The sequence below is a fragment of the Blautia glucerasea genome (assembly GCF_013304385.1).
In the GTDB taxonomy this organism is placed as follows: domain Bacteria; phylum Bacillota; class Clostridia; order Lachnospirales; family Lachnospiraceae; genus Blautia_A; species Blautia_A ammoniilytica.
This window is the reverse complement of sequence record NZ_JAAITU010000102.1, coordinates 1-2,150: the sequence shown is the minus strand read 5'-3', so window position 1 is coordinate 2,150 and position 2,150 is coordinate 1. Positions and strand designations below refer to the sequence as shown.

At 42.9% G+C, this 2,150-nt stretch carries 1 protein-coding gene; it reads right to left on the bottom strand.

Annotated features, from left to right (window positions below; all coding sequences use genetic code 11):
• Nucleotides 1-97: 97 nt before the first annotated feature.
• A complete protein-coding gene (gene ltrA, locus G5B11_RS18495) occupies nt 98-1,630 on the bottom strand; it encodes a group II intron reverse transcriptase/maturase (protein ID WP_202188988.1) in 1,533 nt (510 codons plus the stop codon).
• Nucleotides 1,631-2,150: the final 520 nt, after the last annotated feature.

Genomic DNA, 2,150 nt, shown 5'->3' with positions numbered 1-2,150 from the left:
TATTTTGGTGCAAAAAGTCGGGTAAGAGACGGACATTACTGGCCGTCCCTCCCCTAAGAACGGAACGTGCGACTTTCACCGCATTCCGCTCACGCATCTATAACACATAGTATTCACTACGTGCGGCTGTACTCTTCTGATATGCTAGTTTTCGCTTCATTTCATGCTCCTTTTTCCGCTTTATGAAGTAATCGCTGTTCAAAAAGGGATTTTTATTCAAATACAGTGATTTTACCCTTACTATCGGCATGTCCATCATTTGATAGAGAACAATCGTGTCTGTTCTGAATGACCACTGTCTTCCACATTTTGGATGCCAATACCTGTTCTTCACCCATTTATTACATTTCTGCGGATGTCTTCGTTTGGCCCATTTCCATAGCATCTCCCAGAGTCTGTGATCTATGAGAGCGAATGTGCTTTTTGCACAGACGCAATGGTGGTATTCTGCCCATCCTTTTGTTATCTGATTTAGTTTTACAATCAAAAGCTCTTGTTTTGACTCACGATAATACCGCACTGTCTGGCTAAGCTTTTTCGTGATTTTCTTCTTAGATTTAGTCGACGGTTGAATCAGAAGTTTGCCTTCGAATTTTCTGAAATTCCATCCCAGAAAGTCGAAGCCGTCATTTATATTTGTAGTAGCCGTTTTTTCTTCTGATAGTTTCAACCCCCGCTCTTTCATGAACTCTTCAACCACTTGTTTAACGTCTTCAAGAACTTCCTTGCAGTCTGCTGTTATAATGAAATCATCAGCGTAGCGGCATAGGTGTACTTTATGTTTATTGTAATTCGGGTGATAGTGCCCTGTACTGCTCGTACTGTATCTTTCAAGCAACAATCTTTCAAGTCCATCCAATGTCATATTTGCATAGGTCGGACTGATCAGCCCTCCCTGGGGGCTACCTCCTGTTGTGGGGAATAATCTCTTATTCTCCACATAGCCGCACTTCAAGAATTGCCTCATTATTCTTTTATCACTTGGGATATTTTCCAACATCCAGTCATGGCTGATGTTATCAAAGCATCCTTTAATGTCACCTTCCAAAATCCATTCCGGAGAAGTTTTTCTTGACAGAAGTTTGAACATGTATTCCATTGCATCCTGTGCACATCGGTTTTGCCGGAATCCAAAGGAAACCTTGTCTGCTGTTGTTTCTGCTATCGGGGCAAGAGCCAGCAGTTGTAACCCTTGCATGGCTCTGTCAGTCATAGTTGGTATCCCTAGTGGACGTTTTTCCTTTTTCCCATACTTTTCGATATAAGTTCTCTTCAATGGCTTTGCTTTGTATGAAGAAGTTGTAAGGTTGTGAACTGCCTGGATTTTGTCTTCGTCTGTCGACCAGATGTCTCCATCAATTCCAGGTGTATTTTTACCTTTGTTTGTTATCACTCTCTTAACTGCCAGGGCTTTTGCATAAAATGAATTTGTGATTAACTTTTGGAGTCTCTTTACAAGTCTCCACTTATCAGCCTGTACTGCCTTCACAATCCGTACTTGTAGTCTATTAACATACAATTCTGCCTGTTTCCAGTTAATCTCTTTCCATTTCAGTTTTCTGTATGTCTGCATTGTCCTCGCAGATGGCGTCATTGAACTTTGTGCATTCATAGATTCCCAGTCTTTCATATGATTAGACACGCGCCAGACGTCTGCCTCCTTTCGGATGGGACAAAGTTTGAATCCCTATCTGTTGCATTACACAACAGCATTCGCTTCTTCTGGCATCCATTCCTCCTGTGCATTGTATTTTTCTTACGATTAACCTACCTGTGAAAGGAGCACAAGAGGGTTTCCCAGTTCCATTGCTTGAATTATTGCGATGCATTTAGGCTCCATCTTTAGACCGGAGGTGCTTCGTCCATTCAGCTCAGCGCATATCGAAACCGCCAGCCCACGCCCTCTAACCGTTTTGGTAATGGTGTATCAGTCACTTTCACCATTTCAAGTATCACGACCCTTACAATGGTTCACATATGTTAGCCGTGTGCATCAATTCCTAGCGGTTGGGTGGATGTGACTTCCACTTACCCGCATTGTCCCACTGCTTCACACCTTTCATCACTTACTAGGCATTTCGTGGTAGAAATATCACGAATGGAGGTGATAGCGCATGCGCGCACTTCAAGCAACGACCGCAGGTCGCACC